Here is a 25482-nt window from a genome sequence, read left to right as displayed (position 1 = left end):
CAAGACAGGATGATCGCATGCCCATTCTCAACCGCGCCGCAGAAATGCAGGACGAAATCGCTGAATGGCGCCGCCACATCCACAAGGAGCCGGAAATTCTCTTCGCGGTGGAGAAGACGGCGGCCTTCGTCGCCGAGAAGCTGCGTTCGTTCGGCGTTGACGAAATCGTGACCGGCATCGGCCGCACCGGCGTCGTCGGACTCATCCGCGGCAAGGGCGAGGGACGCACGATCGGGCTTCGCGCCGACATGGATGCGTTGCCGATCGAGGAGGCGACCGGCAAGCCCTGGGCGTCCACCACAAGGGGCAAGATGCATGCCTGCGGGCATGACGGCCACACCGCCATGCTGCTCGGCGCGGCAAAGTATCTGGCGGAGACGCGCAATTTCTCCGGCAATGTCGCAGTCATCTTCCAGCCGGCCGAAGAAGGCGGCGGCGGCGGCAACGAGATGGTCAAGGACGGCATGATGGAGCGTTTCGGCATTGCCGAGGTCTACGGCATGCACAATCTTCCGGGCATGCCGGTCGGCTCCTTCGGCACGCGGCCTGGCGCGATCATGGCGGCGACCGACGAATTCACCATCACGGTCAAGGGCCGCGGCGGCCATGCCGCGCTGCCGCACAAGACGGTCGACCCCATCGTCATCGGTTCGCAGGTGGTGGGCGCGCTCCAGACGATCGTCTCGCGCGTCGCCGATCCGATCGCCTCGCTCGTCGTCTCCGTCACCAAGTTCAATGCCGGCTTTGCGCACAATGTCATTCCCGAGCAGGCACAGCTCGCCGGCACGGTGCGCACGCTGGACCCCAAGATGCGCGAGGAAGCGGAAGCCCGCATCCGCCAGATCTGCGGCGGCCTTGCCGCGGCGCACGGCGCGGAGATCACCGTCGGCTACCACCGCAACTATCCCGTCACGGTCAACCATCCGGACGAGACCGGTCATGCCGTCGCTGTGGCGCGCGACATTGCAGGCGAGGCTGCGGTCGACCCGGCGCTCAACCCGATGATGGGCGGCGAGGATTTTTCCTACATGCTGCTATCCCGCCCCGGCGCCTTCATCTTCATCGGCAACGGCGACACCGCCGGCCTGCACCACCCGGCCTACGACTTCAACGACGACGCCATCCCGCATGGGGTAACCTATTGGGTCAAGCTCGCCGAAAGCCGGCTTTCCGCCTGAAAACCACTTGGCTAAAAGGCCCGGCTTTTGTATGGGTGCAGTCAGTGGTCCCGTAGCTCAGCAGGATAGAGCACCAGATTCCTAATCTGGGGGTCGCGCGTTCGAATCGCGCCGGGATCACCACTTCTTCCGAAGATGATCCAAAACGTCGTCAGAGGATGAAGTCGGTCGCCTTGAGATTGATCTTTCCGTCGAGGAGGATGGAGAAATCGGCGGTTCCGTCGCCGTCGATGTCGCTGAAAACCGTCGTCTTGCCGTCGGCGATTTCATAGCGCAGTTCGCCGGCCTTGCCGGTGAAGTCGCCCTGGCCGAGGAATTTGAAGAACGGGGTTGTCCCGCTGCCATTGTCGAGGGCGATCTTGCTGAGGTCGATCTTGTCGCCGCCCTTCGCGCTGAAATCCGTGATCGTGTCGCGGGTCCTGGCATCGGTGCCGGAATCGCCCTTGGCGGTAAACAGGAACACGTCCGCGCCTTTGCCGCCGGTCAGGACATCGCGGCCCGCGCCGCCGGCAAGGATATCGGCGCCGAGGCCGCCGAACAGGTTGTCCGCTCCCGCGCCACCCTCCAGGCGATCGTTCCCGGCGCCGCCATAGAGCGTATCGTTGCCTGCTTCGCCGCGCAGCGTATCGGCGCCGTCTCCGCCGCCCATCGTATCGTGGCCTTTGCCGCCGAAGAAGGTGTCGGAACCCTTGCCGCCATAGACCTGGTCGTCGCCGTCTCCGCCGTTCAGGCTGTCGTTGCCGTCCCCGCCATAGAGCTTGTCCTCCCCGGTGCCTCCGAGCAGGGTGTCGTTGCCTTTGCCCCCAAAGAGTGCGTCCTTGCCGTCTCCGCCCTGGAGATCGTCGTTCCCATCTCCGCCGCCGATCGTGTCGTCGTCTTGCCCGCCGAAGACGGTGTCGTTGCCGCCTCGGGCGAAAATGGTGTCGTCGCCCTTTCCGCCATCGACGATGTCGCGGCCATTGGTGCCGAAAAGCTGGTCGGCGCCGTCCGTGCCCTTTGTCGTTGGCGGATCATGGGGGCGCGTCACGGTCTCAAGCGTAAACTTGCGCTGAAATATGCCGATATCGTCTTCAGCGCTGTTGCCCGACCAGCTGATGACCCAGCTGCCATCGTCAAGAACGGCGATGGAAGGATATCCCAAGGCAAAGTCGGCACCGCTTACCAGGGTTTCCCGGCCCACGGGCCTTCCCAATCGATCGAACACTTGCTGGAAGATTTCGCCGGAGCTGTCAGCCCAGGCAACCACCCAGCCGCCGCCGGGAAGGGACGCCGCAGTCTGCAGGGCTTGTGCGTCGAACGTCGTGGTGTTGACCCGGCTTTCAACGCCTCGCATCGAACCGTCGGCGTTGAAGGCCTGTTGATAGATGCCCAGACTGTCCCCATCCTGATATTCGGACGTCCAGGTTACCACCCAGCCGCCGTCCGCCAGAGTGGTGACGATCGGGTCAAGTATGCCGTAGTCGTCGTAATTCGCGCTGGTCAGCGTTTCCGAGTCTCTCGGCGTGCCGTCCGCGTCGAAGGTGCGAATGTGCAATTCGAACGAATCGTTGAAAAAGTCGTAGATAGTCCACACGGTCACCCAGCCGCCATCGGCAAGCGTCGCCACGCTTGGCTGGACACTGATAAGGTCGCCGGTGCTGCTGGAAAGCTGTGTCAGCCCGGTGGAGACGCCATTCAGATCGAAGCGCTGCTGGTAGATGCTCGTGTCGCCGCCCGATGTCTCCAATGTCCAGGTGACGATCCAACCGCCGTCCGGCAGGGCGGTGGTGCTTTGTTCGTATTCGTCGTCGCCCACGAGGCCCGGACTGATGTCCGCCAGCGGCCCGACCGTGTTGCCATTGGCGTCAAACCGCTGCTGGAGGACCTGTTCCGTCGTGCCGTCAAAGGTCGAAAAGCTCACGACCCACCCACCATCGGCGAGCGCAGTCACGGATGGGGAGAGTTCCAGGTCGGCCGACAGGGCATCTATGCGCGTTTCAACGCCTCTGCGGGTTCCATTCGCATTGAAGGCCTGTTGCAGGACTTCGCTTTGCGTGCCCGCCAGATCGTACGCGATCCAGGTCACCACCCAACCGCCATCGCTCAGGCCGGTAACGGATGACTCGAGCTCCACGTCATCCACCTGCGTGTTGACAAGCGAAATTCCGCCCATGATCAGTGCCATGAAACCGCCCCAGCCCCTCGTGCAGTTCTCGGCCCCCTGTTTCGCGTGAAAGCGCTGCGGAGGAACCCTCTAACGGCAAATTGCCGACCCCTATTCAGGGAAAGAGTAATACACAAATCGGCGATCAACTGCGCTCATTTTTTGAGACGCAGCCAAGCCTTCATTTCGCGTTGCACTCGACGAGGTCCGTCGGCGTGACGACGCAGTTTGCGGGGTGGTTGGTTGTGCAGGCGGCGAGCAAGGTGAGGGTGAGGATGATCGTGACGGGGCGCATCGGGCCTCTATTGTTCTGCCCTGTTCGCACCCTCAGACGTCTTCCTTTTCGCGCTCCGGGGTCACCACGCGGGGCTTGGGGCGGATGGAGGGGACGAGGGAGGGTTTGGCGACGACCTTTGGCGTGGGCGCCTTGATGCCGAGCATGTTGCGGATGCGGTCGCTGACGAGCGGGCGGAAGCGGGTGGCGCGGAAGGGCATGTCGTCGGCGCCGTAGCCTTCCGGGCCGTCGTCCTTGCCGCGGTAGAGCTCCATCAGCTTGATGCCGTAAAAATCGCCGTCGACATAGTGGCGGTAGTGGCCGGCCCAGCGCACGGTGTAGATCTGGCCCTTGCGGATGCCCTGGTCGATCGAGACGTTCTTGAAGCGGTCGTTGATGCAGACGACCTTTTGTCCGACCTGGAACGTGGGCATGCGGTGTTCCTTCTCAGAGCAATTCCAGCAAAAGTGTGAAGCGGTTTTGCGTTCGGAATTGCGTAAAGACCAAGATGTCGCGCCGGCTCAGCCGGTCTTCTTGCAGGTGACGCCCGGTGCGTTCTCGCCCCTGGTCAGGTCGTAGAGCGTCGCCTCGTCGCCCTTGGTCCACCACTCGTAGCGGCCGCCGGCATATTTGGCGCCGGAGGCGGCCATGACATTGGCGGCGATGACCGTCTCTTCGGCGATCCGCAGGACCGCGAGCGAATTGGAGCCGACATTGATATATTCGACGACGACGCGCTGGTCGGCGTCGCACTGGTAGTTCAGCGTCTCGCGCGCCACGTTCTGTTCCGGCCCGGGAAGGCGGATGACGATGTCGGTGTTGTTCTTGAGCGCGGCAAGCCGGATCGGCGGTGCGCCTTCCTTGCCGGTCAAGTGCAGGATGCCGTTTTCGAGCTTCCACGAGGTGACCGTGCCGAGCGCGTCGAAGAACTTCTGTTCCTGGTCCATGATGGCGGGCGCGCACATCTTGCGGGTCGCGGCGGCGGGGGCGAAGGCGATGTTGCCGTTCTGCACCTTCAGCTTGCCGCGATAGGTGTTGCAGCCGCCATTGCCGCCATAGTTGCCATCCGGCTTGATCTCCAGCGTCGTCTGCAAATCGTCGATCACGCCGTTGCCGCCGATATCCTCGGCAAGCCAGGTGCCGCCGAGACCACCCGGGACCGGCTCGTCGGCATAGGCCGGAACTGCCGCCAGAAAGGCGAGGCAGGCGAGGGTCCATACTCTCAGGCGTCGGTGCACAGATTTCTCCAATCGCGTCAGGGCGGAAGACCGCTTTGCCGGGACGTTATGGCCGACCGGGCGAAAAGGTCAAGCCGCGGGTTCCACAAGACGAACCAAGCCTTCGCTTTACAGCATTTCGATGACTTGTTGCAGGCGTCTTTCGCCTGTAGAGCCATTTGTAGAAAACAAGAAAAACGCGGAATTCACCATGGCTCCTGACCAGCGGCAGAAACGCCGCATCACCATTCTCGGCTCCACAGGTTCCATCGGCACCAGCACGCTCGACGTCGTGCGCCAGCTCGGCGGGCGCGAACGCTACGAGGTCGTGGCGCTGACCGGCAACGGCAACGTCGACCTGCTCGCCGCGCAGGCGAAGGATTGCGGCGCGCGGCTGGTCGTGACCGCGGACGAGGGTCGTTATGCGGACCTGAAGAATGCGCTTTCCGGCAGTGGCATCGAGGCGGCCGCCGGGCGTGCGGCGCTGATGGACGCGGCTTCAGGCGACGCGGACTGGGTGATGGCGGCGATCGTTGGCACCGCGGGCCTGGCGCCGACGCTGGCGGCGGCGAAGCGGGGTGCGGATATCGCGCTCGCCAACAAGGAATGCCTCGTCTCGGCCGGGGATCTCTTCGTCCAGGCGGTTGCCGAGGGCGGCGGGCGGCTCATTCCCGTCGATAGCGAGCACAGCGCGATCTTCCAGGCCCTGGAGGATGACCAGCGCCATGCCGTGGAGCGCATCGTGCTGACGGCCTCCGGCGGGCCGTTCCGCACCTGGAGCCGGGAGCAGATGGCGGGCGTGACGGCGGATATCGCCCGCGCCCATCCCAACTGGTCGATGGGGCTGAAAATCTCGATCGGCAGCGCCTCGATGTTCAACAAGGCGCTGGAAATGATCGAGGCGAAACATCTCTTCGATGTGCGGCCGGACCAGATCGAGGTCGTGGTGCACCCGCAGTCGATCATTCATTCCATGGTCGGTTATGTCGACGGCTCGGTGCTGGCGCAGCTCGGTTCGCCCGATATGCGCACGGCGATCGGGTATGCGCTGACCTATCCGCAGCGCTCGGCGCTCAATGTCGACCGGCTGGATTTCGCAAAGCTCTCGCGGCTCGATTTCGAGGCGCCGGACGAGGTGCGTTTCCCGGCGCTCAGGCTTGCCCGCACGGCGCTGGAGCGCGGCGGTTTGCAGGGGGGCGTGATGAATGCTGCCGAGGAGGTGGCGTTTCATGCTTTCGTCGGCGGGCGCATCGGGTTTCTCGCGATGGCCGATATTGCCGAGCAGGTGATGGACAGGCTCAGCCACCTGCCGCAGGCCACGTCGATGGACGACGTCTTCGCCGCAGACGAAGAAGCCCGGCGGGTGGCCGCCGGGCTCATCGGATAGGTCTCGCTTAATTTCGTTTAAGCGACGGCGCGTGCGAGCGCGCAGCGCGACCAGAGCGAATGCAGGGCGCCGACGAGATGGTCGATATCGGCATCCGTGTGCAGCGGCGTCGGCGTGATGCGCAGGCGCTCGGTCTTCTTCGGCACGGTCGGGTAGTTGATCGGCTGGACGTAGATGCCGAAATTGTCGAGCAGCAGGTCCGAGATCCATTTGCACTTGGCGGCATCGCCCACCATCACCGGCACGATGTGGCTGGGGTTCGGCATGTGCGGGATGCCGGCGCGGTCCAGCGCCGAGCGCAGGCGCCGCACGCGCTCCTGGTGGGCGAAGCGTTCGACCTGGCTGACCTTGAGGTGGCGGATGGCGGCGCATGCACCGGCGGCGATCGCCGGCGGCAGGGAGGTCGTGAAGATGAAGCCGGAGGCAAACGAGCGCACGAAATCGCAGAGTGCCGCCGAGCCGGCGATATAGCCGCCCATCACGCCGAAGGCCTTGCCGAGGGTGCCCTCGATGAGGGTGAGGCGATGCATCAGGCCTTCGCGTTCGGCAATGCCGCCGCCGCGCGGGCCGTACATGCCGACGGCGTGGACTTCGTCGAGATAGGTCATCGCGCCGTATTTGTCGGCAAGGTCGCAGATTTCCTTGATGGGGGCGATGTCGCCATCCATCGAGTAGACCGATTCGAAGGCGATCATTTTTGGCGCACGCGGGTCGGCGCTAGCGAGCTTGGCTTCGAGGTCCTTGAGGTCGTTGTGCTTCCAGATCACGCGCTCGCATTTCGAGTGGCGGATGCCTTCGATCATCGACGCGTGGTTGCCGGCATCGGAAAAACAGATGATGCCGGGAATCTTCGAACAGAGCGTGCCGAGCGCTGCCCAGTTGGACACATAGCCCGAGGTGAAGAGCAGGGCCGATTCCTTGCCGTGCAGGTCGGCGAGTTCGCGCTCCAGCAGGACATGGTGGTGGTTGGTGCCGGAAATGTTGCGGGTGCCGCCGGCACCAGCACCACACTGGTCGATGGCGTTCTTCATCGCCTCGGTGACGGTCGGGTGCTGGCCCATGCCGAGATAGTCGTTCGAACACCAGACCGTGACGTCTTGCGGGCCGCCTGCCGTGTGGCGCGTCGCCTTCGGGAAGTTGCCCTTCTGGCGCTCCAGGTCGGCGAAAACGCGGTAGCGGCCTTCCTGATGCAGGCCGCCAAGCTCGTTCTTGAAGTAGGTCTCGAAGTCCATCCAGAGTCTCCAGTCCGGCAATCGCCCGGACACTAATTACCGGACACCGTCATCGTTGGCTGTCGTTCAATCGGCTACACCCGGCGCCGTTCCGCTGCAACGATCAGCGCTGCGGCAAATTGCGCCACCTTTGAACCATTCCAATGTATCTTAAGCGCCCAAAGGCCATTTCCTGTTGATGCATGTCAAGTCTGCATGAAAAAAGGACGGCCTCAACCGTCCTTTTAATCGAACAGTTTCAACTTTTTCGAGGGGTCAGGCGGCGGCGACCGCGCGCTTGGCCATGACTTTCACCAGATTAGCCCGGTATTCCGCGCTTCCGTGGATGTCGGAAAGCAGGTCTGAGGCATCCACCGCGACGCCGGCGGCGGCATCCGCCGACCAGTTGGCGGCAAGCGCATCCTCCAGGCCGGCATGGCGGAACACGCCGTTGGAGCCGGCCCCCGTCACCGCCACCCGCACGCCGCCATCCGCCCGTTTCGCCACGAAGACGCCGGCCATCGCATAACGCGAGGCCGGGTTGGGGAATTTGGAATAGGCGGCCCTTGCCGGCGCGTCGAAGGTGACCGCGACGACGATCTCGCCGTCTTGCAGCGCCGTCTCGAAGAGGCCGGTGAAGAAGTCGTCGGCGGGGATTTCGCGGGCATTGGTGACAATCGTCGCGCCCAGCGCCAGCATGGCGGAGGGGTAGTCGGCGGCGGGGTCGTTGTTGGCGATCGAGCCGCCGATCGTGCCCATATGCCGCACATGCGGATCGCCGATATGGGAGGCGAGGTGGCAGATCGCCGGGCAGGCCGCCTTCAGCTCCGCCGAGGTCGCGACCTCGGCATGCGTCGTGCCGGCGCCGATCCGGACCCGGCTGCCGTTGACGGAGATGCCCTTCATTTCGGCGATATGGCGGAGATCGACGAGATCGGACGGGGCCGCCAGCCGCTGCTTCATGGTGGGGATCAGCGTCATGCCGCCAGAGACGTATTTCGCCTCGTCGGAGGAGGACTGCAGCTTGACGGCGTCGGTGATCGAGGACGCGCGATGGTAATTCGTGGCGTACATGGTTCCCTCCGTCAGTTGGCGGCAAGCCGCGCAGCCGCCCAGACCTTCTGGGGCGTTGCGGGCATGGTGAGGTCGTTGTTGCCGATGGCGTCGGTGATGGCGTTCATCAGTGCCGGCGGAGAGCCGATGGCGCCCGCCTCGCCGCAGCCCTTGATGCCGAGCGGATTGTTCGGGCAGGGCGTGACCTGGTGCGAGACGTTGAAGGAGGGCAGGTCGTCGGCGCGCGGCATGGTGTAGTCCATGTAGCTTGCCGTCAGGAGCTGGCCCGTGTCGGGATCGTAGTGCACGCCTTCGAGCAGCGCCTGGCCGATGCCCTGCGCGATGCCGCCATGCACCTGGCCCTCGACGATCATGGGGTTGATGATGTTGCCGAAATCGTCGGCGGCGACGAACTGCACGATCTTCGTCTTGCCGGTCTCCGGATCGACCTCGACCTCCGCGATGTAGCAGCCGGCCGGGAAGGTGAAGTTTGCCGGATCGTAGAAGGCGCCTTCCTTCAGGCCCGGTTCCATGCCGGAGGGCAGGTTGTGGGCGGTATAGGCGGCGAGCGCCATCTGGAACCACGGCACGGTCTTGTCGGTGCCGGCGACTTTCAGCGCGCCGTTCTCGATGACGATGTCGCTCTCGTCGGCCTCCATCAGGTGGGCCGCGATCTTTTTCGCCTTCGCCTCCACCTTGTCGAGTGCTTTCACGATAGCGGACATGCCGACGGCGCCGGAGCGCGAACCATAGGTGCCCATGCCCATCTGCACCTTGTCGGTATCGCCGTGCACGATGGAGACGCTGTCGATCGGCACGCCGAAACGGTCGGCGACGAGCTGGGCGAAGGTCGTCTCATGGCCCTGGCCGTGGCTGTGCGAGCCGGTCAGCACTTCGATCGTGCCGACGGCGTTGACGCGCACCTCCGCCGATTCCCAGAGGCCCACGCCGGCGCCGAGCGAGCCGACCGCGGCCGACGGCGCGATGCCGCAGGCCTCGATATAGCAGCTCATGCCGATGCCGCGCTTCATGCCGCGGCCGGCGGCTTCCGCCTTGCGGGCGGGAAAACCGTTCCAGTCGGCGGCCTGCATGGCGGCTTCCAGCGAGGCTTCGTAGTCGCCGGCGTCGTAGTTCATGATGACCGGCGTCTGGTAGGGGAAGGTGCGGATGAAGTTGGCGCGGCGCAGTTCGGCCGGCGAGACGCCGAGTTCGCGCGCCGCCGTCTCCATGGTGCGTTCGAGCAGGTAGGTCGCTTCCGGGCGCCCGGCGCCGCGATAGGCATCGACGGCGACGGTGTTGGTGTAGACGGCACGTACATTGGCGTGGATGGCCGGGATGGCGTATTGGCCCGAGAGCAGGGTCGCATAGAGATAAGTCGGCACGGCGGAGGAGAAGAGCGACATATAGGCGCCGAAATTGGCGATCGTGTCGACTTTCAGCGCCGTGATGCGGTTGTTCGCATCGAAGGCCATCTTGACCGTCGAGACATGGTCGCGGCCGTGAGCGTCCGTCAGGAAGGCTTCGGTGCGGTCGCATGTCCACTTCACCGGCACGCCGGAGCGCTTGGACGCCCAGAGACAGACGATCTCTTCGGGGTAGATATAGATCTTCGAGCCGAAGCCGCCGCCCACATCGGGAGCGATGACGCGCAGCTTGTTTTCCGGCGCGACATTGTAGAAGGCGCTCATGACGAGGCGGGCGACATGCGGGTTCTGGCTCGTCGTGTAGCAGGTATAGTGGTCCTCGGCGGAATCGTAGATGCCGAGCGCTGCGCGCGGTTCCATCGGGTTCGGCGCGAGGCGGTTGTTGATGATCTTCATTTCGGTGACATGGGCGGCGGAAGCGATCGCCGCGTCGGTGGCGTCACCGTCGCCGATCTGCCAGTCGTAGATGAGGTTGCCGGGCGCTTCCGGATGCAGTTGCGGCTGGCCGGCTTCGAGCGCTCTCACCGCATCGGTGACGGCGGACAGCACGTCGTAATCGACGACGACGGCTTCGGCCGCGTCGCGCGCCTCGCCCATCGTGTCGGCCACCACCACGGCGACGGCGTCACCGACATAACGCACGGTGTCATGCGCGATCGGCCGCCAGGCGCCCATCTTCATCGGCGAACCATCCTTGGAATGGATCATCCAGCCGCAGATCAGGTTGCCGATGCCGTCGTCCAGCATCTGCTTGCCGTTCAAGACCGCGATGACGCCCGGCATCTCCTCGGCCGCAGACGTATCGAGGCTCCTGATCTTCGCATGCGCGTGCGGCGAGCGCACGAATGCGGCATAGCGCATGCCCGGCACGGACATGTCGTCCGTATAGCGGCCCTGGCCCATCAGGAACCGCTTGTCTTCCTTTCGCGCGACGCGCGCGCCGATACCTTCGACACCCATCTTCATCTCCTCCAGAGAATGGAGGCAGCAGGCGTCAGCCAATAGGCATTAGGGGTCTCTATTGGCGACTGCCCAGTGCCCGTTGCCTATTCCGCAGCCTGCCGGCCTGCCGCGCCCATCTCTTCGGCGGCGGCAAGGATGGCTTTCACGATGTTATGGTAGCCGGTGCATCGACAGATATTGCCTTCGAGGTTCTCGCGCACCGTCTTCTCGTCGAGATTAGCCCCGTAGCGGTTGATCATGTCGACCGCGGTCATCACCATGCCGGGCGTACAGAAGCCGCATTGCAGGCCGTGATTGGCCTTGAAGGCGGCCTGGACGGGGTGAAGCTCGCCGTTGGCGGCAAGGCCCTCGATGGTGAGGATAGTGGACCCCGCAGCCTGGGCCGCGAGGATGGAACAGCTTTTCACGGCCTTGCCGTCCATGTGCACGACGCAGGCCCCGCACTGGGAGGTATCGCAGCCGACATGGGTTCCGGTGAGGCTTAGATTGTCTCGGATGAAGTGCACAAGCAGCGTGCGGTCCTCGCACTCCTTGCTCACCTTCCGGCCATTGACGGTCATTGCCACTTTCGCCATTCGTTCCTCCCTGGCGGTTCATTGTCCGCTGGGGCCGATCGATCCGACGTTACATGCAGCGGGCGTCTCGCGACGCGGGCCTGGGATCAGACGACACCAGCAATCTTTCATTCGCGCGCATTGCATTCCGGCAGCCTGAGGCCGCACTCGACGCGGCCTCAACAGTCATATCATTTGACTTTTTGCGGCGCCGATCAACCGCTACTTTGGGGCGCAGGCGAAATTTCTCGTGACCGCCGATAGGCGCGGGCTTACCAAACGAAATGGAAACGATATTTATTCGCCGCTCAAAAAAATAGTTGAATGGCATGGACTTCCCGATTTCCGAGTATATTTTCGATCCCGGACAGACCAACCGTCGATGACGGCCCCGGTATGTGTCTGAGTAGAAGGGGATAGGCGGACCCGGCAAACGCGGCCGCCACTCAACTTTGGAGAAGATCTTCATGAAGAAAGTCATTGCGCTCGTTCTGGTCGGCCTCGCCGTCGCCAGCTGCACGCAGACGGAAAAGGGTGCGGGTATCGGCGCCGTCTCCGGCGCGATCATCGGTGGCGCCGTCACGGGTGACGTCCGCGGTGCTGCCGTGGGTGCTGCTATCGGCGGCGTTTCGGGTGCTGTCATCGGCAGCGTTTCCGAGCAGCCGGGCCAGTGCTACTACCGTGACCGCTACGGCCGCCGCTATATCGACCGGTGCCCGTCGGGTTACTAATACCCCAATTCATGCAACCTATACGAAGCCCCGGAGTGTCTCCGGGGCTTTTGCTTTTGCGAGTGTGACGTAAAATCACCGCTGCGGTGCTTCAAATCTTGTTTCCATCCGTGTAAAACCACCGTTAACATTACGGAAAACCTAACGCGTTAGGGTCTTTTCCTGCCTGAAAGCTCTGGATGAACCAGAGCGCCCGAAGTTTGTGACGGAAGCTGCCGGTCCGCCGTTTGCCCCGCACCCCAAGGAGTAAAGGCGACGGATAACTGCGGATGCGGGATAAAGTGAACCGGCCGGAAAAGAGTTTTGCGTTTCTGAGAGCTGGCACCGCGCTCGCGGTTGCTGCCGCGTTGTTCTGCGGCCCGCTTTCCGTCGGGCCGGCCTCGGCCTTCGAGATCTTCGGCATGAAGTTCTTCGAGGACGAGGAAGAAACCACCGCCGTCATCGATCCCGTCAACTACACGCTGACGCTTGAGCCGGGCACGGACGACAGCGATCTGAAAGAGGCGATCGAGAACACGGCGCGCCTCAAGCAGGACGAAGGCACGCCTGTTTCCGGCGATCTCGGCCTCGTCATCAAGGCGCGCGACGACCGCGACCGCATCCTCGCCGCGCTCTATGAAAACGCCCGCTACGGCGGCGTGGTGAAGGTCACCATCGACGGACAGGACCTCGATTCCCTGCCGCCCAATCCGGAATTCAACACGAGCGGCGCCATCCCGGTGACGATCAGCGTCGAGCCCGGCCCGGTCTTCACCTTCGGCGACGTCGTCTTTTCCGGCGATGCCGAGGGGCGCAATCCAGAGGATTACGGGCTGGTGCCCGGTGCCCGGGCCGATTCCACCATCATCCTGAAGGCCGGCGAGAAGATGGTCGTCGACCTGAAGGCGGAAGGCCGGCCGCTCGCCAAGCTGACGGAACGCAACGCCACGGCCGACCACAAGACGCAGACCGTCGACGTCGTGATCGCCGCCGAAGGCGGGCCGGTGGCGCCTGTCGGCGAGGTCGGCGTGACCGGCACCAAGACGGTCGATCCGGGTTTCGTTCAGCGCTATTCGCGCATCAATGCCGGTCAGCCCTATTCGCCGGAGGCGCTGACCAAGGCTGCCGAACGGCTGCGCACGCTCGGCGTCTTCTCCAGCGTCACGATCCGCGAGGCCGACAAGCTTGCGCCGGATGGTTCGCTGCCGATGACCATCGAGGTCTCCGAGGGCAAGCACCGCTATTTCGGCGTCGGAGCACAGGTTTCCAATACCGACGGTCTGGGCCTGCAAGGTTATTGGGGCCATCGCAACCTGTTCGGCGAGGCGGAATCGCTGCGCGTGGAAGGGGCGATCAACCGGATCGGCGAGACCAAGGATGTCGGCAATCTCGATTATTCGAGCGCCATCCTGTTTTCCAAGCCCGGCGCTTTCGGGCCGGCGACCACCTTCAATGCCAGCGTGAAGGCCTCGATCGTCGATCCGGATGCCTACCGGGCCTTCACGATCACGGGGGCGGCCGGCGTCGCGATCGAGCTTTCCGATACGGACACGGTGAGCGGCGGTGGCGAGGTCATGTGGAGCGACGTCGACGACGCCTTCGGCAAGAACAACTATCTCACCGTCGCCATTCCGATCGAATATGTGCGCGACACGCGCGACGACAAGCTGAACCCGACGGAAGGCTATCGGGCGATGCTCAGCGCGAAGCCGAGCTACGAGATCGAGCGCGGCACCTTCTTCTCCAGCTTCGAAGGCGCGATCACCGGCTACCAGGCGCTCGGCGAGGAAAAACGCTTCGTGCTCGCCGGAAAAATCGCGGCCGGCACGATCATCGGCGGTGACGAACTGTCCGACATTCCGGCGACGCGGCGCTTCTTCCTGGGCGGCGGTGGCACGGTGCGCGGCTACGGCTACCAGGAGATTTCGCCGCGCGACAGCCGCAACAAGCTGCTCGGTGGCCGCTCCTACGTGGCGGCCTCGGCGGAGGCGCGCATTGGCGTCACCGAGACGATCGGCGTCGTGCCCTTCCTCGATGTCGGCACGGTCTCGACGGACGAGGTGCCGGATTTCAACGATATCCGGGCGGGTGCCGGCATCGGCCTGCGCTACGCGACGCCGTTCGGGCCGCTCCGGCTCGATGTCGCGGTGCCGCTCAAGAAATATCCGGGCGGAACCTCTTTCGGGGTTTATGCCGGTATCGGCCAGTCCTTCTGACTGTCGCCCCAATTTTCGTCTAGGCTCTTGATCGATTGCGCGATTTGGATTCAAGACGTTGAGGAGCGAATGTTTGCGCTCCCCGCACGCGAAATGGATGATGCATGAACAGGCTGTCCCGAATTCTCCGCGCCACGCTTCGATATATCGGCTACGCTCTCGTGCTTGTGCTGGTTGTTCTTGTCGCGGCGCTCGGATTTGTCGGTTTTACCGATGCGGGCGCGCGTTTTGCGGTTTCGCAGGTGGAGAAGATCGCGGCTGCGAGCGGGCAGGTCATCTCGATCAGCGAACCGTCCGGCCTGCTCACCGGCAAGCTGCGGGCCGGCACGATCACCATTGGCGACGACAAGGGCACCTATGCGGAAATCCGCGACCTTGCCGTCGACTGGTCGCCGTGGGAGCTGCTGTTCTTCAGCTTCGATGCCGAGCGCGTCTCCGCCTCCTCCGTCTCCCTGCTGCGCCTGCCGGAGCCCAAGCCGGACGCGGAAAAATCCGATACGCCGTTCACGCTGCCGGTGGAGGTGCATGTCGATGCGCTGGAGGTTCCGGAGCTTTTCGTATCGGGCACGGTCGCGGGCCGCGACCAGCGCATCGTCCTGTCGGGCAGCGGTGATGCCACGGCCGAAAGCGTCGCGGTCAAGCTTTCCGCCTCGGAACAGGCGCGGCCCGATGCCCGGGTCAATGCGGACATCGTCTTCAACCCGGCCGACAACCAGCTTCGCCTGGAAGCGGATGTCGCCGAACCGAAGGGCGGGCTGCTGGCGGCACTGCTGAAGCTGCCGAACGATCCCGCGGTCGCGATCCGCTTGACCGGTGATGGGCCGCTATCCGAATGGACCGGCCGCCTCTCCGCGGCCCTCGACGGCACAGAGATGCTGCGCGTCGACGGGCGCCACGACCTCTCGGCAAACGGGCTGCACACGATCGCGCTCAGCGGCGGCGGCACGTTCGACGCGCTGATGCCGCCGCAGCTTCGCCCGCTCTTTGCCGGCGAAACGGGCATCGACGTCGTCGCCGCCTTCGACGGCTCGGACATGCTGCGCATCGAGAAGGGCGCGATTTCGACCGGCGCGATGACGCTCGGCGCATCGGGCACCGTCAGCGCCAAGGGCGCAAACGACCTCGACGTGAAACTGGCCGGCCGGGACGGGCCGATCGATTTCCGCTGGCCGCTCGCCGGAGGCGATGCGCGCGTGCTGATCGACGGCGCCGATATTTCGCTGACCGGCGAGGCGAGTGCTGCGGCGCTCCAGGTGGATGCGACGGTCGTTTCCGCCGAGCTACCGGCCGGCCGGGTGGAAAACGTCCGCCTTTCGGCCAAGAGCGATGCCTTCAACGTGGCGAGCCAGTCCGGCCGCGTGGATGTGACGCTGGAAACCGGTGCGACGGCCTTCGCCAATGCCGATCTGGACCGCATGGTGAAGGGGCCGGCCAAGCTCGTCGCCACGCTGAACGTATCGCCAGGCGAGATCGCCTTCGACCCCGCGACGCTCGAAAGCGCCAGCATCGGCGGCACGCTCTCGGGCCGCTACGGCCTCGAAAGCCGAGAGGCGGATGTCAACTTCCGGCTCTTCGCGCTGCCCGCCGTGCTGCCGCCGGCGCTGTCCGGCAAGTTCGACACGACGATCGCGATGGAAGGACGGGTGCAGCTCGCAAGCGACGGCGCCGTTCAGGTTTCCGGCCTTCAGGTCAAATCCGGCACGCTGGAGACGGCGGGCACGGTGTCGCTCGGCGGCGGCAATCTCGACGCCGCACTGACCGGCAAGGTGCTCAACCTCGGCAAGCTGCTCGCGGATGCCGCGGGCGAGGCGGCCTTCGAGCTTTCTGCGACCGGACCGGTGCAGGGGCTCGACGTTTCGGCCAAGGTCACATCGAGCGGCGCGACGCTCTCCGGCCGCACGCTCAGCGATCTCGTCGTGACGCTCACCGGCAAAGCTGTCGCCGACAGCCCATCCGGCGAATTGACGGCGACCGGTGCGCTCGACGGGCAGCCGATCAACGTGCGCTCCAGCATTACGTCGGAAGGCGGGCGCATCTCGGTGCCGGTGCTGGAGGCGGAAATCGGCCCGAACACGCTGAAGGGATCGCTGGCACTTGCCGAGAATTTCATGCCGGATGGCACCATCCGCTTCGACTTCCCGGATCTCGGCCTGCTCGCCGCCATGGCCGGCCAGCAGGCAGCCGGCGACCTCACCGGCCAGGTGGAAATCGCCACGACCAACGGCAAGACATCCGCGACGGTGCAGGCCTCCGGTTCCGCCATCCGGCGCGACGCGGTGAGCATCACCAAGCCGGCTGTCGATCTCACCATCGCCGACCTCGCCACCGCCGCGATCACCGGCACGGTGCGCGCCGAGCGGATCGCTTCCGGCGAGAACCGGCTCGACGCGTTGCGCCTCGATTTTTCGCGTGAAGGGCAAGCGACCAATTTCGATCTCGCGGGCCGGCTCGATGGCGCGCCGCTCGTGACGAAGGGCCAGGTCCTCCAGCGAGACGGCGGCCTCGACGTCGCCTTGCAGGCCTTTGAAGCGGCACCGCGGCGCATCGCGCTGAAGCTCGCCAAGCCGACGATGATCGGCGTCACCAATGGCGTGGCGACGCTCGACGGCCTCACGATCCAGGCGGGCCGGGGCTCCGTCGCGGTCTCCGGCCGGGCGGGCGAGACGCTCGATCTGGCGCTTCGCCTTAATGCGCTGCCGGCCGACCTCGTCAACAATTTCGCCGCCGGTCTCGGTGCCGAGGGCGCGATCAGCGGCACGGTGACGGTCAAGGGCAAGGCGGCGGCCCCCGTCGTCGACTATGCGCTCGACTGGAGCGGGGCGCAGACGAGCCAGACCCGCGGGGCTGGCATCGGCGTGCTCAGCATCAATGCCAAGGGCGCCTTTGCCAATAATCAGGTGCGGCTCGACACGGTGCTCTCCGGCGCCGGTGGTCTTTCCTTCCGCGGCGGCGGCACGGTCGGCATCGGTGGTGCCACGCCGCTCGGGCTGAAATTCAACGGCACGGTGCCGTTCGGTCTGTTGCAGGGGCAGCTCTCCGCGCAGGGTTTCGTGCTCACCGGCAATGCCAATGTCGACGTTTCGATCGGCGGCACGGCGGCGGCGCCATCGGTCACCGGCAGCATCACGGCAGGCGGCGCGCGCCTTGTCGATGTGCGCCGCAACCTCGCGGTGGAGAACCTGACGATCCGCGTCACCATGGATGGGCGCCAGGCGGTGATCGAGACCGTCTCCGGCAAGCTTGCGAGCGGTGGCCAGCTTTCGGCGAGCGGCCGCGTCGGCATCGATCCGGCAAGCGGCTTCCCGGTGGACGTCACGGTGAAGCTCGGCGACATTACCTATGTCGACGGCACGCTGGTGACGGCGAACGTCGCAGGCGACCTGACGCTGAAGGGGCCGGTTGCCGCCCTCTCGCTCGGCGGCAAGGTGCGCATCAACAAGGCGAACGTCACCATTCCGCAGAAACTGCCGGCCTCGCTCTCCGAAATCGCCATCAAGCACCGCAACGCGCCGGCCGACGTCAAGCGTATGACGGCGGATGTCCAGCGCGACCAGGGCGGCGGCGGCGATGGCGCCTCGCGCGGCATCGCGCTCGATCTGACCATCGAGGCGCCGGGCCAGCTTTTCGTGCGGGGACGCGGCATCAATGCGGAGCTCGGCGGCAGCCTGAAGATCACCGGCACCTCGTCATCGCCCGTCGTCTCCGGCGGCTTCGAGCTTCGGCGCGGGCGCATGGAGATCCTGACGCGCCGCCTCGATTTTACCAGCGCGCATATCGGCTTTGCCGGCGGCCTCGTGCCGACGGTCAATCTGGTCGCCGCAAGCACGGCCGGCACCACGGAAATCACTGTCACGGTCGCAGGCCAGGCCAACAACCCGACGGTCACCTTCGCCTCCTCGCCCTCGCTGCCGCAGGACGAAATCCTGGCGCAGCTCATCTTCAACCGCTCGATGTCGAACCTGTCGGCAGTGCAGATCGCGCAGCTCGCCTCCGCCGCAAGCCAGCTTGCCGGCGGCAGCTCGACCGGCCTGCTCGACAGCCTGCGCAGCAAGCTCGGCGTCGACGACCTCGACATCACGACCGATGCCGAGGGCCGGGCGGCCGTCTCTGCCGGCAAATACCTGAACGAGCGAACCTATATCGAGCTGAAGCAGGACCCGGAAACCAACGGCGCCAAGGCCGTGATCAACCTCGATGTCGGCCGTGGCCTCAAGCTGCGCGGCGAAGCGGGCAGCGGCGGTAGCGCGGGTGCGGGTATCTTTTACGAGAAGGAATACTGAGGCCGATCGGCTCTCGCACTTCGCCTCACCCTGAACGTCATCCTCGGGCTTGACCCGAGGAGCCACGCATCACCGCACGCGTTGAATTTGTCGCATGGATCCTCGGGTCAAGCCCGAGGATGACGTGGAGGGTAGGGCAACAGGTGAACCGGCTTACGCCAGCGCGTTCTTCGTCGTCTTCAGCAGGATATTCGTCTCGGTCACCGTGATGCCGTCGATGAGGCGGATGCGGTGGAGTGTTTCGTCGAAGGTGCCGAGGTCGCGGTCTTCGAGTTCGGCGATGAAATCCCAGCGGCCGTTCGTCGAGTGCAGCGCGCGCACCTGCGGCAGGCCGCGAAGCTGGGCGGCCACGCGGTCGGCCATCTTGCCATGCACCTCGATCATGACGATGGTGCGCACGCCGCTTCCGGTCAGCTCCGCGCCCGTGCGGATGGTGAAGGCGGCGATCGTTCCCGATGAGACGAGCCGCTCGATGCGCGCTGCCACCGTCGCCCGCGAGGCGCCTGTCGCAGCGGCAAGCGAGGAGACCGGCGTGCGGGCATTGTGGCGCAGCGCACTGATCAGCGCGTGGTCGAGGTCGTCGAGACTTACCATTGTGTTGCCCGGTGCTTTGCAAAATGCTGAAATGAGCCGCCTATTTGTCAGTTTTCCCTCTTTTTGCCAACAGCGTGAGGGGTAATAATCGGGCAAAACCGGGCGTACCGGCCCTCACGCACCTGCGGGGAAACCATGGCTGAAAATGACAAGCACATCGCGCTGATCGGCGCACCACTCGAAGAAGGCTCCGGCCGCCGCGGCGCGGCGATGGGACCGACGGCGCTGCGCATCGCGGGCGTCGACACGACCCTGACCGAACTCGGGCACACGGTGACGGACGAAGGCGACCTGCGCCCGCTGCCGGCGCGCGACCTCGCCAATCATCCGAAGGCGAACAACCTGCAGATCGTCGCGGCCTTCACCCGCGCGCTCGACACGGCGGTCTATGACGCGGCGCGCGGCGGAAAGTTCCCGCTTATTCTCGGCGGCGACCACGCGCTGTCGATGGGCTCCGTCTCCGGCATGGCGCGTTATGCCGCCGATGTCGGCCGCCCGCTCTTCGTGCTCTGGCTCGATGCGCATGCGGACTTCAACTCGCCGGCAAGCTCGCCCTCGGGCAACATGCATGGCATGCCGGTCGCCTTTTTCTGCGGCGAGGCCGAGTTTGCGCCAATCCTCGAAGCGGGCCGCCCGATGGTCGATCCGAAGAATGTCTTCCAGGTCGGCATCCGCTCCGTGGATGCGCGCGAGCGCGAAGAGATCGCCGAGCACGGCGTCAATGTCTACGACATGCGCTCGATCGACGAGACGGGCATGGCGCATATCATGCACGACATCATCGCCCGCATCAAAGCGGCAAATGGCCTGCTGCATGTCAGCCTCGACGTCGATTTCCTCGATCCGGAACTGGCGCCGGGCGTCGGCACCACGGTGCCGGGCGGCGCGACCTTCCGCGAGGCGCATCTCATCATGGAAATGCTCTGCGACAGCGGCCTCGTCTCCTCGCTCGACGTCGTCGAGCTGAACCCGTTCCTTGACGACCGCGGCAAGAGTGCGCGCATCCTCGTCGAACTGACCGCAAGCCTCTTCGGGCGCCGCATTCTCGACCGGCCGACCCGCAGCGCCTGAATCCCGGAGGACTTATGACGCCGTCGACCGAAAGCCTGATCGAAACCGAGTACCGTCTCGGCGCCCATAACTACAAGCCGCTCGACGTCGTGCTGTCGCGTGGTGAGGGCGTGTTTGTCTGGGATATCGACGGCAACCGCTATCTCGACTGCCTTTCGGCCTATTCGGCGGTCAACCAGGGCCATTGCCATCCGAAAATCCTGGCGGCGATGGTCGAGCAGGCGCAGAAGCTGACGCTCACCTCGCGCGCCTTCCGCAACGACCAGCTCGCGCATTTCTACGAGGAGATCGCGGCACTCACCGGTTCGCACAAGGTGCTGCCGATGAATTCCGGAGCGGAAGCCGTGGAGACCGCGGTGAAGGCGGTGCGCAAGTGGGGCTACGAGGTGAAGGGCGTGCCGGAGGGGCGCGCCGAGATCGTCGTGTGCTCCAACAATTTCCATGGCCGCACCATGGGCATCGTCGGCTTTTCGACGGATCCGGATGCGCGCACCGGCTTCGGCCCCTTCGCGCCGGGTTTCCGGCATGTGCCCTTCGGCGATCTCGATGCCTTTCGCGCGGCGATCACCGAAAACACCGTCGCCTTCCTCATCGAGCCGATCCAGGGCGAGGCAGGCGTGATCATTCCGCCGACCGGCTATCTTCCGGCGGTTCGCGAACTTTGCACGAAGCACGGCATCACGCTAATCCTCGACGAGATCCAGACCGGTCTCGGTCGCACCGGCAAGCTGCTTGCCGAGGAGCACGAGGGCATCGAGGCGGATGTGACGCTGGTCGGCAAGGCGCTGTCCGGTGGTTTCTATCCGGTTTCGGCGGTGCTCTCGAACAGCGAAGTGCTCGGCGTGCTGCAGCCGGGCCAGCACGGCTCGACCTTCGGCGGCAATCCGCTGGCCTGCGCCATTGCACGCGCCGCGCTGAAAGTGCTGGTCGAGGAGGACATGATCGGCAATTCGCATCGCATGGGCGACCGCTTCCAGGAAGGCCTCAAGGGCATCCGCTCCAATATCATCAAGGACGTGCGCGGCCGCGGCCTGATGCTGGCCGTGGAGCTCGACCCTGCCGCCGGCGGAGCGCGCAAATATTGCGAGGCGCTGAAGGAGCGCGGCATCCTCGCCAAGGATACCCATGGCGACACGATCCGCATCGCGCCGCCGCTCGTTATTAGCGGCGACCAGGTGGATTGGGCGCTCGAACAGTTCGAGGCCGTGCTGCGCACCTGACGGCGGCAGGCGGGAAAGATCGAAGGCCCTGCGGCGACGCGGGGCTTTCCACATTTTCGGCACGACAAATGGCGGGCGTTTGAAAGATTTTAACCAGGGCATGCATAGGATCGGATCACGAAGCAGACCAAACTGGGCAGATCCAACTGGAAAGATCCCGATGACCTCCATCAAGACGACTGGCTTTGCCGGTGACACGCTCGAAATCATTGCATTCCGCCTGCATGATCAGGAATTCTGCGTGAAGACGACCACGATCCGCGAAATCCGCGGCTGGGCGCCGTCCACGCCGATCCCGCATTCGCCGCCGGACGTCATCGGCGTGATGAACCTGCGCGGCACGGTGATCCCGATCATCGACCTCGCCCACAAGCTCGGCATGAAGAGCACGGAAGCCAACGAGCGCAGCGCCATCGTGGTGGCCGAAGTGCACAGCATGGTCGTCGGCCTCGTCGTCGACCGGGTGTCCGACATCCTCACCATCCGTAGCGAGCAGATCCAGCCCGTGCCGGAAGTGACGACCTCCTTCGACAAGGCCTATGCCGAGGGCATCATCGCCCATGAGAACGGCATGATCTGCTTCCTCAACCTGTCGCGCATGTTCAAGGAGCGCGACGTGGAAGACATGGCGGCCTGATCGCCCTCACGATTCACCACATGCCGGAACCGCCGTGCGTTTGCACGGCGGTTTTTTATTGTCTACTTAAAAACGCAACTTTCGAGTGAATTCGAGAATCGTCAGGTAGTCGCTTGCCTGACGTAACGTGAATACCTCGTTTTCGCGACTATCTGTAAGTTATTGTTATATAACAGATCCAAAAAGTCGCCGCTCGATTTTCATCAAATCTTAAGTCTGTTTCGCCATCTTTGATTGTAGAGGAACATTTCTTCGGTCCGGCATGACGCCTCCCGCGAAGATGTATTCACCGCAGATCATGCACGGTCGCCAAGGTGCTCCGTGCAGGAACGTCAACAACCGACGATCGACACGCGCCATCCGGCAAGTCTTGACGATCGCACAGAGGGACAGGTCATGCTTTCATTCGCGAAGTCCATGGATGCGGGCCAAATATTCGACGCGCTGTCGCGTTCGCAGGCTGTGATCCAGTTCGATCTCACCGGCACTATTCTGTCCGCCAACGAGAATTTCTGCCGGGCGCTCGGTTATGACCTGAAGGACATCGTCGGCAAGCACCACCGCATCTTCTGCGAAGCCGGTTATGCGGCGAGCGAGGAGTACCGCCAGTTCTGGGCGCGGCTCGGACGCGGCGAATATGATTCGAGCAGCTACAAGCGCCTGCGCAAGGATGGCAGCGAGATCTGGATCCAGGCCTCGTACAATCCGATCCTGCGCCGCGGCAAACCCTACAAGGTCGTCAAGTTCGCCACCGACATCACCGAGGCGAAGATGCGCGCCTCGGAGGATGCCAGCAAGCTGGACGCGATCTCGCGCTCGCAGGCCGTCATCGAATTCACGCCGACCGGCGAAATCCTCTATGCCAACGAGAATTTCTGCGCCGGGCTCGGCTACGATCTTTCGGAAATCCGCGGCAAGCATCACCGCATGTTCTGTGATCCCGCCTATGTGCAGACGCAGGCCTATGCGGACTTCTGGAAGAACCTCGCCGACGGGCAGTTCATCTCCAACGAATTCGTGCGCTACGGCAAGGGTGGGCGGGAAATCTGGATCCAGGCGGCCTATAATCCGATCCGCGACCTCACCGGCCGGGTCTACAAGGTCGTCAAGTTCGCCACCGACGTGACCGAACGCATGTCGGCGATCAATATGCTCGGCGGCGCGCTGAAGGCGCTGGCGGATGGCGACCTGACGCAAAATCTCACCAAGGCCTTCGTTCCCTCGATGGAAGCGGTGCGCAAGGATTTCAACGAAGCGGTCGCCGGCCTGCATGACGCGATGCGCACGGTCGAGACCAACGCCAACGCCATTGCCTCGGGTGCGCAGGAGATTCGCTCGGCCGCGGACGACCTCGCCAGGCGCACCGAGCAGCAGGCGGCCTCCGTGGAGGAAACCGCCGCGGCGCTTGATGAAATCACCACGACGGTCGCCGATTCGAGCCGCCGGGCCGACGAGGCCGGGACGCTCGTCGCCAGGACCCGGTCGGGTGCTGAAAAATCCGGCGAGGTCGTCAAGAAGGCGATCGGGGCGATGGGGCAGATCGAGCAGTCCTCCCGCGAAATCTCCAACATCATCGGCGTCATCGACGATATCGCCTTCCAGACCAACCTCCTGGCGCTCAATGCCGGCGTGGAAGCGGCGCGGGCGGGCGAGGCAGGCAAGGGTTTTGCCGTCGTGGCGCAGGAAGTGCGCGAACTCGCGCAGCGCTCGGCCAGTGCCGCCAAGGACATCAAGGCGCTGATCACCACTTCCGGCGAGCAGGTGAAGAGCGGCGTGGCACTGGTCGACGAGACCGGGCGCGCCTTGCAGGAAATCCTCGGCCAGGTGCAGGATGTCCACTCCAACGTGGCGGCGATCGTCGAGGCCTCGCGCGAACAATCCACCGGGCTTCGCGAGATCAACCAGTCGGTCAATTCCATGGATCAGGCGACGCAGCAGAATGCGGCGATGGTGGAAGAAAGCACGGCGGCGAGCCACGCCATGGCGCGCGAGGCAGACGCGCTGCACACCCTCATCCGCCGCTTCAAGCTTGCCGGCAATGCCCAGCCGGCCCAGCGGGCGCCGTCGCCGGCACCCGTATCGCAGCTTCATGCCGTGGCGCGCACCCTGCGGGCGCCGCGTGGCTCCTCGGCGCAGGCAGCGGAGAACTGGGAAGAGTTCTAAGCGCGCATCGCGGCATGAAAAAACGGCCGGCAGCAATGCCGGCCGTTGGCGTTTCACGGGGGGTGGTCTCAGGGTGCGGGTGGCGCGCTGTTTTCGCGCGCCGGCGGCACTTCGGCCGGCGGCGGACGGTGGATCAGCGGCACGGCTTGCAGGACGAGGCTGTCCAGCCCTTCGCCGCCGTGATTGTCGACGATATCGAAAAGCTGCCGGCGCATGCGGGGCTCCCAGAACTTGTTGATGTGGGTCGCCACACCGTTCGGCCCCTCGCTTGCGGGCTGCGAGTGGAAGAAGGTGGCGATCTGGTTCGCCATTCTCGGGATTTTGCTGCCTTCCGACATGTTTGGCTCCTAACCGTTGCCCAGGCGCCGTTCCGCGCCGGACACGATGCGCTCCGCACCGGTGAAAATCTCGAATTCCTCGCCGCGCACCAGCGCGATCAGCGTCATCCCGGCATCCTCCGCCGTGCGGATGGCGAGCGCGGTGGGTGCGGAAATAGCGATGATGAAGGGGCTGCCGATGATCGCCGTCTTCTGCACCATCTCGACGGAAACGCGGCTCGTCACGACGACGGCACCGGCGCTGCCCACATGCCCGGCGCGGCGCGCGGCGCCAACAAGCTTGTCGAGTGCATTGTGCCGGCCGACATCTTCGCGCACTGCGATGAGGCCGGTGCCCGGCACGTAGAAACCTGCGCCATGCACGGCGCGCGTCACCATATGCAACGGCTGCTGGCCGTTTAGCAGACGAACGGCGTCCGCCACCTCGTCTTCGGTGAGCGTAAGCGTCGACGAACGCACGGAGGGCGTCACGCGCACGGCCTGCTCGATCGATTCGATGCCGCACAGGCCACAGCCCACAGGGCCGGCCATGTGGCGGCGGCGGGCGGTCAGCGCGTCGTTCTGCGGATCGGCCAGCTGCACCTGCACGTCAATGCCCTTGTCTTCCGCCACCACCTCGATGGTCTCGATCTCGGAGGGATCGCTGATGATGCCTTCCGTCAGGCTGAAGCCGATGGCGAAATCTTCCAGATCGGCCGGGCTCGCCATCATCACGGCATGGGTCGAGCCGGCATAGGAGAAGGCGACCGGGGTTTCCTCCGGCACGAAGCGGTCACCCGGCGCGAGCCGCCCGTTGCGGCGGGCGGTCTCCGGAACCTTGGTCGACGTGGAAAAGTCCGGCACGCGCGA

The 25482-nt window shown here is 64.6% G+C and carries 19 protein-coding genes and 1 tRNA gene; 10 read left to right on the top strand and 10 right to left on the bottom strand.

Features of this window, described 5'->3' with window-relative positions; all coding sequences use genetic code 11:
• The first annotated feature begins 17 nt into the window (after positions 1-17).
• Together J2Y63_RS31175 and J2Y63_RS31170 are read left to right on the top strand one after the other, a co-directional pair.
• On the top strand, positions 18-1178 hold the full coding sequence (locus J2Y63_RS31175; RefSeq protein WP_435269197.1) for a M20 aminoacylase family protein: 1161 nt from the start codon (positions 18-20) through the stop codon (positions 1176-1178).
• Between the two features lie 46 nt (positions 1179-1224).
• Positions 1225-1301: transfer RNA gene (locus J2Y63_RS31170), tRNA-Arg, on the top strand.
• 28 nt (positions 1302-1329) lie between these two features.
• Here the strand turns inward: J2Y63_RS31170 and J2Y63_RS31165 are convergent.
• The 3 genes from J2Y63_RS31165 to J2Y63_RS31155 all read right to left on the bottom strand — a co-directional run bounded on the left by J2Y63_RS31165 (position 1330) and on the right by J2Y63_RS31155 (position 4833).
• A complete protein-coding gene (locus tag J2Y63_RS31165) occupies positions 1330-3342 on the bottom strand; it encodes a calcium-binding protein (RefSeq protein ID WP_435269196.1) in 2013 nt (670 codons plus the stop codon).
• Positions 3343-3648: 306 nt separating this feature from the next.
• Positions 3649-4029 carry a CAP-Gly domain protein gene (locus J2Y63_RS31160; protein WP_256121312.1) on the bottom strand — a complete coding sequence of 127 codons (381 nt, stop codon included), beginning with the start codon at positions 4027-4029 and terminating at the stop codon, positions 3649-3651.
• A gap of 87 nt (positions 4030-4116) precedes the next feature.
• Positions 4117-4833: an META domain-containing protein gene (locus J2Y63_RS31155; RefSeq protein ID WP_435269195.1), complete on the bottom strand. Its 717-nt coding sequence runs from the start codon at positions 4831-4833 to the stop codon at positions 4117-4119.
• 190 nt (positions 4834-5023) lie between these two features.
• Between J2Y63_RS31155 and dxr the strand changes: the two genes are divergently transcribed.
• Positions 5024-6199, top strand: a complete 1176-nt coding sequence (dxr, locus tag J2Y63_RS31150) for a 1-deoxy-D-xylulose-5-phosphate reductoisomerase (protein WP_435269194.1) — start codon at positions 5024-5026, stop codon at positions 6197-6199.
• Positions 6200-6216: 17 nt separating this feature from the next.
• Here dxr and hemA read toward each other — a convergent pair whose 3' ends face one another.
• The 4 genes from hemA to J2Y63_RS31130 form a co-directional block, all read right to left on the bottom strand.
• Complete coding sequence (gene hemA / locus J2Y63_RS31145; RefSeq protein WP_435269193.1) at positions 6217-7431, bottom strand: 5-aminolevulinate synthase; 1215 nt, start codon at positions 7429-7431, stop codon at positions 6217-6219.
• A 255-nt stretch (positions 7432-7686) separates the two neighbouring features.
• The gene (locus J2Y63_RS31140; RefSeq protein WP_435269192.1) at positions 7687-8484 is read right to left on the bottom strand and encodes an FAD binding domain-containing protein; all 798 of its coding nucleotides are present in this window, start codon (positions 8482-8484) and stop codon (positions 7687-7689) included.
• An 11-nt stretch (positions 8485-8495) separates the two neighbouring features.
• A complete protein-coding gene (locus J2Y63_RS31135) occupies positions 8496-10847 on the bottom strand; it encodes a xanthine dehydrogenase family protein molybdopterin-binding subunit (protein ID WP_435269191.1) in 2352 nt (783 codons plus the stop codon).
• An 86-nt stretch (positions 10848-10933) separates the two neighbouring features.
• The gene (locus J2Y63_RS31130; RefSeq protein ID WP_435269190.1) at positions 10934-11425 is read right to left on the bottom strand and encodes a (2Fe-2S)-binding protein; all 492 of its coding nucleotides are present in this window, start codon (positions 11423-11425) and stop codon (positions 10934-10936) included.
• A gap of 446 nt (positions 11426-11871) precedes the next feature.
• Between J2Y63_RS31130 and J2Y63_RS31125 the strand changes: the two genes are divergently transcribed.
• The 3 genes from J2Y63_RS31125 (at position 11872) to J2Y63_RS31115 (ending at position 18610) form a co-directional block, all read left to right on the top strand.
• Positions 11872-12135: a YMGG-like glycine zipper-containing protein gene (locus tag J2Y63_RS31125; protein ID WP_256121305.1), complete on the top strand. Its 264-nt coding sequence runs from the start codon at positions 11872-11874 to the stop codon at positions 12133-12135.
• A 269-nt stretch (positions 12136-12404) separates the two neighbouring features.
• On the top strand, positions 12405-14330 hold the full coding sequence (locus tag J2Y63_RS31120) for an autotransporter assembly complex protein TamA (protein WP_435269189.1): 1926 nt from the start codon (positions 12405-12407) through the stop codon (positions 14328-14330).
• Between the two features lie 104 nt (positions 14331-14434).
• A complete protein-coding gene (locus J2Y63_RS31115; protein WP_435269188.1) occupies positions 14435-18610 on the top strand; it encodes a translocation/assembly module TamB domain-containing protein in 4176 nt (1391 codons plus the stop codon).
• A 153-nt stretch (positions 18611-18763) separates the two neighbouring features.
• On the opposite strand, the gene J2Y63_RS31110 is transcribed toward J2Y63_RS31115, so the two are convergent.
• Positions 18764-19204, bottom strand: coding sequence for an Lrp/AsnC family transcriptional regulator (locus tag J2Y63_RS31110; protein ID WP_435269187.1), 441 nt, complete (start codon positions 19202-19204; stop codon positions 18764-18766).
• Between the two features lie 135 nt (positions 19205-19339).
• On the opposite strand from J2Y63_RS31110, the gene rocF reads away from it, so the two are divergent.
• The 4 genes from rocF to J2Y63_RS31090 all read left to right on the top strand — a co-directional run bounded on the left by rocF (position 19340) and on the right by J2Y63_RS31090 (position 24295).
• Positions 19340-20275 carry an arginase gene (gene rocF / locus J2Y63_RS31105; protein ID WP_435269186.1) on the top strand — a complete coding sequence of 312 codons (936 nt, stop codon included), beginning with the start codon at positions 19340-19342 and terminating at the stop codon, positions 20273-20275.
• 14 nt (positions 20276-20289) lie between these two features.
• Positions 20290-21495, top strand: coding sequence for an ornithine--oxo-acid transaminase (gene rocD / locus J2Y63_RS31100; RefSeq protein WP_435269185.1), 1206 nt, complete (start codon positions 20290-20292; stop codon positions 21493-21495).
• Between the two features lie 160 nt (positions 21496-21655).
• Positions 21656-22132, top strand: a complete 477-nt coding sequence (locus J2Y63_RS31095; RefSeq protein ID WP_256121299.1) for a chemotaxis protein CheW — start codon at positions 21656-21658, stop codon at positions 22130-22132.
• 396 nt (positions 22133-22528) lie between these two features.
• Positions 22529-24295, top strand: a complete 1767-nt coding sequence (locus J2Y63_RS31090; RefSeq protein ID WP_435269184.1) for a methyl-accepting chemotaxis protein — start codon at positions 22529-22531, stop codon at positions 24293-24295.
• 68 nt (positions 24296-24363) lie between these two features.
• Here the strand turns inward: J2Y63_RS31090 and J2Y63_RS31085 are convergent, their stop codons facing one another.
• Together J2Y63_RS31085 and fdhD are read right to left on the bottom strand one after the other, a co-directional pair.
• Entirely contained in the window at positions 24364-24633 is a 270-nt protein-coding gene (locus J2Y63_RS31085) for a formate dehydrogenase subunit delta (RefSeq protein ID WP_256121297.1), read from the bottom strand.
• A gap of 9 nt (positions 24634-24642) precedes the next feature.
• Positions 24643-25476: a formate dehydrogenase accessory sulfurtransferase FdhD gene (gene fdhD / locus J2Y63_RS31080; protein WP_435269183.1), complete on the bottom strand. Its 834-nt coding sequence runs from the start codon at positions 25474-25476 to the stop codon at positions 24643-24645.
• Between the last annotated feature and the right edge of the window lie 6 nt (positions 25477-25482).

The sequence above is a fragment of the Shinella sp. BE166 genome, assembly GCF_051201095.1.
Lineage (GTDB): Bacteria > Pseudomonadota > Alphaproteobacteria > Rhizobiales > Rhizobiaceae > Shinella > Shinella lacus.
Note: the sequence above shows the minus strand (reverse complement) of the source record. Positions and strands in the feature narration are given on the sequence as shown.

Excerpts from the sequence above, each read along its gene's own strand:
- J2Y63_RS31140 (WP_435269192.1), bottom strand. The coding sequence starts at position 8,484 with ATGTACGCCACGAATTACCATCGCGCGTCCTCGATCACCGACGCCGTC.
- J2Y63_RS31110 (WP_435269187.1), bottom strand. The coding sequence starts at position 19,204 with ATGGTAAGTCTCGACGACCTCGACCACGCGCTGATCAGTGCGCTGCGC.
- J2Y63_RS31130 (WP_435269190.1), bottom strand. The coding sequence starts at position 11,425 with ATGGCGAAAGTGGCAATGACCGTCAATGGCCGGAAGGTGAGCAAGGAG.
- J2Y63_RS31085 (WP_256121297.1), bottom strand. The coding sequence starts at position 24,633 with ATGTCGGAAGGCAGCAAAATCCCGAGAATGGCGAACCAGATCGCCACC.
- hemA (WP_435269193.1), bottom strand. The coding sequence starts at position 7,431 with ATGGACTTCGAGACCTACTTCAAGAACGAGCTTGGCGGCCTGCATCAG.
- J2Y63_RS31125 (WP_256121305.1), top strand. The coding sequence starts at position 11,872 with ATGAAGAAAGTCATTGCGCTCGTTCTGGTCGGCCTCGCCGTCGCCAGC.
- J2Y63_RS31175 (WP_435269197.1), top strand. The coding sequence starts at position 18 with ATGCCCATTCTCAACCGCGCCGCAGAAATGCAGGACGAAATCGCTGAA.
- J2Y63_RS31095 (WP_256121299.1), top strand. The coding sequence starts at position 21,656 with ATGACCTCCATCAAGACGACTGGCTTTGCCGGTGACACGCTCGAAATC.
- J2Y63_RS31090 (WP_435269184.1), top strand. The coding sequence starts at position 22,529 with ATGCTTTCATTCGCGAAGTCCATGGATGCGGGCCAAATATTCGACGCG.
- J2Y63_RS31120 (WP_435269189.1), top strand. The coding sequence starts at position 12,405 with ATGCGGGATAAAGTGAACCGGCCGGAAAAGAGTTTTGCGTTTCTGAGA.
- dxr (WP_435269194.1), top strand. The coding sequence starts at position 5,024 with ATGGCTCCTGACCAGCGGCAGAAACGCCGCATCACCATTCTCGGCTCC.
- J2Y63_RS31160 (WP_256121312.1), bottom strand. The coding sequence starts at position 4,029 with ATGCCCACGTTCCAGGTCGGACAAAAGGTCGTCTGCATCAACGACCGC.
- rocF (WP_435269186.1), top strand. The coding sequence starts at position 19,340 with ATGGCTGAAAATGACAAGCACATCGCGCTGATCGGCGCACCACTCGAA.
- J2Y63_RS31135 (WP_435269191.1), bottom strand. The coding sequence starts at position 10,847 with ATGGGTGTCGAAGGTATCGGCGCGCGCGTCGCGCGAAAGGAAGACAAG.
- J2Y63_RS31165 (WP_435269196.1), bottom strand. The coding sequence starts at position 3,342 with ATGGCACTGATCATGGGCGGAATTTCGCTTGTCAACACGCAGGTGGAT.
- rocD (WP_435269185.1), top strand. The coding sequence starts at position 20,290 with ATGACGCCGTCGACCGAAAGCCTGATCGAAACCGAGTACCGTCTCGGC.
- J2Y63_RS31115 (WP_435269188.1), top strand. The coding sequence starts at position 14,435 with ATGAACAGGCTGTCCCGAATTCTCCGCGCCACGCTTCGATATATCGGC.